This window comes from Ginsengibacter sp. (assembly GCF_057362405.1).
Genome location: NZ_JBMQQG010000054.1, coordinates 1 through 4,020, shown reverse-complemented (window position 1 = coordinate 4,020; position 4,020 = coordinate 1). Strand labels below are relative to the sequence as shown.

General features: G+C 40.8%; 4 protein-coding genes. 1 reads left to right on the top strand and 3 read right to left on the bottom strand.

The annotated features are described in order from the left end of the window. Together ACO1O5_RS04595 and ACO1O5_RS04590 are read right to left on the bottom strand one after the other, a co-directional pair. A partial coding sequence (locus ACO1O5_RS04595) for a hypothetical protein (RefSeq protein ID WP_486268664.1) occupies window positions 1-463 on the bottom strand: 463 nt, incomplete at its 3' end. Then, a complete protein-coding gene (locus tag ACO1O5_RS04590) occupies window positions 456-1,571 on the bottom strand; it encodes a hypothetical protein (RefSeq protein ID WP_486268663.1) in 1,116 nt (371 codons plus the stop codon). The genes ACO1O5_RS04595 and ACO1O5_RS04590, both read right to left, overlap by 8 nt. Before the next feature lie 374 nt (window positions 1,572-1,945). Here ACO1O5_RS04590 and ACO1O5_RS04585 point away from each other — a divergent pair, with 374 nt between their 5' ends. After that, the gene (locus ACO1O5_RS04585; protein WP_486268662.1) at window positions 1,946-2,398 is read left to right on the top strand and encodes a hypothetical protein; all 453 of its coding nucleotides are present in this window, start codon (window positions 1,946-1,948) and stop codon (window positions 2,396-2,398) included. 92 nt (window positions 2,399-2,490) lie between these two features. Here the strand turns inward: ACO1O5_RS04585 and ACO1O5_RS04580 are convergent, their stop codons facing one another. Then, window positions 2,491-3,765: a metallophosphoesterase family protein gene (locus tag ACO1O5_RS04580; RefSeq protein ID WP_486268661.1), complete on the bottom strand. Its 1,275-nt coding sequence runs from the start codon at window positions 3,763-3,765 to the stop codon at window positions 2,491-2,493. Window positions 3,766-4,020: the final 255 nt, after the last annotated feature.

Below are 4,020 nucleotides of genomic sequence, written 5' to 3'. Positions count from 1 at the left end.
GCGATACGTCATAATTAAAGTCGGCAAAGAGCATAGCGGGCGTAAGGGTGCGTTTTTTTGATGCATAGTTGTCCACTTCCGCCTGGGCTTCTGCGGTGTAAGAACATCCCCCCACAATTATAGAGTCTTTCGCATTAACGGATTCTGAGCCTACAGGAAAAGAAATTTTTCCGTATTGATTATTGATGCTGGTAAAGCGCTCATAGAAAACTATAAAACCTGCCCAGAAAACTAATGAAATGATGGCAGTAAATAATATCAATTTTCTTTTTGCCAATTTCTGTTGAAAAAAAAATTCCACAAGCAATGATATAACCAGGCTCGGCAATAGTGAAACTGCGATAGCGATAGTTATGGCATCATGCCGTATTTCGTTGGCTTTTATAAGTGCCGCAAGGCTTACCCAATCGCCCGCAATTACTAAAACAAAAAGCAGGATGCGGTCTTTTAAAAAGTCAATCATGTTGTCCGTTTTCAACTTTAAAACAAATCTTTATCAGCTGGCTGTCATCGATTACTTTGTTATCCCGCAAGTTAATATCCGGCCGTAGAAACAATTGATTGGTGTTTATGTCCTGCAACACGAAACAGTAATTGCCTTTCGCAAGTATTACAGGCAAAGTAGACGCAGGCACCGATGGGTGGTACTTAAAAAAACTTAATGTGTCGCAGCCTTCAGTAAGACTGTATTTTAATCCATTTGGCCCGTAGTAAACATTGAAGGCATTTGGCTTCGGCTGCTGATCCCAGCTTCCGGATGCATTCCTGGTGTAAACATATATGTCTGCGTTTGGCAAGTCAGCATCATCGGGCACCAGGTAACTGCTGTTGTCTTCCATTGTATAAGATGCATTAAAAAATGAATTCGACCCATTATTCAACGTGGCGCTGCCTGCGGGCGAATGGGGTTGCATCATTCTAACCTTATTTACTTTGTAAGCTGCGAAGTCTTCCAGGAGCTCAGCAATAGAGAGGTGGGTATTTGCCGGGGCACTTCCCGTGGCTAATAAATCCATCAAACGATTGACATCGAGTAATGAATTAAGAAAAAAATCCATCTGCAATGCCGGAATAGATTCTGCGTTTGCATTGATATTGGGCAAAATCTTGTCTCTTGAGTTAAGGAGTTGATTTTTAAAATCGGGTGGAGCGATTTCTTCTGACAATCCACTTGCTATATTTACTTTATTATAAAATGATTCTGAAGCAGTATGAAACAGTTGGATCTGCCTTGCATTCTGCCGCATCAGGTTATAGTTTCCGGCATCAACTTTCACCGGAGCCACCTGCAAAAGTTTCAAACTAACCCTTCCACTTTTTATTTCATCATAAGTGTTGTCTTTGTTATAGGCATCAATCAGGTCAATGGCGTCGGCATTAGGATAGATATTGTTTTCAGTAAAATAATTTGAATACAACGCATAGATCTCTACCCTGGCCGGGTTTTTTTTCTGCATGAGGATTTTATCAGAAATTGCGTTGATGCGAATCATCTTCATTTGATTTGCAGTCTGTGACTGCGATGCGATGGAAGTTATGCCTGCCAGCAAAAAGATAATTATTTGCTTCATAAAATATTATTTTAGAAATGAAATCTTGTGGAGTGGTAACAGGTATATAATGATAGTAAAAAAGAAGATCAATTGCAAGGGTTGGAAATAATATATTTTTGCTTTACCGCCCAGCGATCTGAGAATGTTTAAACAAGAAATAGTCTTACTTCCCTCTTATTCCGCTGTTTAGCAAGCTTTGTCGAATAGCCTTTTGCGTTAGCCATGCTTCCGTAAATACGGGACAAGTATGCTTGGGGCCTTAAACCATTGTCTGCTTTCAAATAAACGATATTTCTAAGTAAAAGGTGCACCTAGCGGAATTGGATAAACTAAATAAAACAATTACTTTACATTGATAATTGACTGCCTCTCACTTGGCCAAAACTATCAATATGACAATAACAGAAGCGAAAAAATTCGGAAGGTCTAAAACAATGAAGGCAACTGCTATTGTGTTGGCAACCCTTATAATTTTATTGTTGGTGGGTGAAACAAGAGGAGATTTCGCGAACGGCATCCTCTTTTTTTTCCAGGAAGTATTTGATATAAATTCAATAATGATCCTCAGTATCCTGTTTGGTCTTACTTATTTCTTTGGATCATTTGCAGGACAAGAAATAATCGCTAAAAGGAGAATGTTTCTTCTGGTTTCATTAAAATATGTTTTTATCATATCACTGGCAATAACAGCATATACTGTTGTACTCGGCGTTTCTAGAGAAAGCTGGATTGCCGTGCAACCTTTACTCAAAACATTTTTTTTGCCGTTGTTCCTCAAGATTTTCTTTTGCTTGCTATTAGGTTGGCTTTGGGCGACTAATAAAATGAGGCGCTTAATAAAGTAATATAGTAATAAGAGCCCGTTATCCCCTGGCTATGCTTAGAATGTTTAGATAATAAAAGAACTGCTATCTACAGAAAGCAAAAGATGCTTATACTATCCCTGTACTATCTGGTTGCTACTTAAATCTACTATGATCACTTTATCGTAGGGTTGTTTGCTGCCATCAATGTTTACCTGGTTAAACTTAAAAGTTATTTGCTTTGCATTGACTGTTACCGTAAGATATCCATAACCGCTCAACGAGTTGTCGAACGAATGGTCACCGTTGCGGATTCCAGCGGCATGTCCAACCGGTGTAATGCCATGGCCACCACATCCCACCACGTAAAACGGAATTTGCATATTTACTCCGCCGAAAGGAAAATAGCGGGTAAAGCGCTGGTAGTTGTGGGAGTGTGCAGAAAGGACGGCATCGGGCATAATGCCTGCGGCTTTACATGAGCTATCAATATCTGCAAGCATATCAGTGCTTGGGCCGTGACCGCCCCCACTATAAGGCGGATGATGAACGGCTACAATTAACGCCTTGCGGGTACCCAACTTTCTCTGAGCAGCTATGGTACTAAGTGTTTGCGTGAACCATGTCTTTTGAACAATTCCTACTTTCTTATTATCGGAGATGAATCCCGTTCCATCTGCCACGTTGGAATATAGTGATACGACGTCCACAAAAGGCGCATTAAGATACCAGTAAACTGCAGGCTGACTTATCATTTCGCGGTAAATAGTTGCAGCGGCCGGCGGCACTCCTGTTACCGCCTGGCAGAAATTCTGCTGGAAAGCGCCCAGCGTAACCTTTTGGCCGGTAGAAGTGCCGTCGTACTTAAATAATTCTCCATCGTGATTGCCGGGGATGGCAATTATTTTTCCGGGATACTTCTTGTAAGGTGTATAGAACTGTGATAGGTAACCCTGGTCCGTGTTATTGTAATAGATCACATCGCCGAGGTGAAGGAGAAATGCCGGAGATGTTGCCGGATGCGCCGCGTCATAATCTGTTGCCATAGCAGCAGATACCAGTTCAGTCATGATATCGGGACTGCCTGTATCGCCTGTTGCATGAAAGGTTATTGAACCCGCGTGCTTAATTTCAGCCACTCCATGTTTACCAATTATTTCCGCCAGTGTCATGGTAGGGTTGCGGTGGGGCGCAGGTATCGGCTCCAGCAGGCCGGCATTGGATGGGTAATTCGATAATCCCTTTCCCACACCGGGCACACTTCTCCTTTTAGATTTGGGAGTGGTTGTGAAAAACGGGTGAGCAAAGCGCAATGCTTTTGAGGATATTTTTCTTTTTGAGGGTTTGGAGGCAACCGCATTCTTTGTTGCAGAAGTTTTGTTCAACGCCGGTGAATTCTTTTTTGCCATGGGTGGTATGTGTTTAATTTTGAAGATCTATATTCTGTCATTTAAAACGATCTATTACAGAAGTACCCGATAAAAAGAGTTATAAACTTATAGTTGCATAACCGGGTTATAAATAAATAATCAATTAGGGTATAACAATTAGAAAGGAGCGGCGCAATCCCGGGTTCGCAGAAATAAAAGAAACGTTTATTATTTTACAATAAATGTTTAATTCCAAAATAAAATTAAATAAAATTATTTGTAAGTAATTTCTGT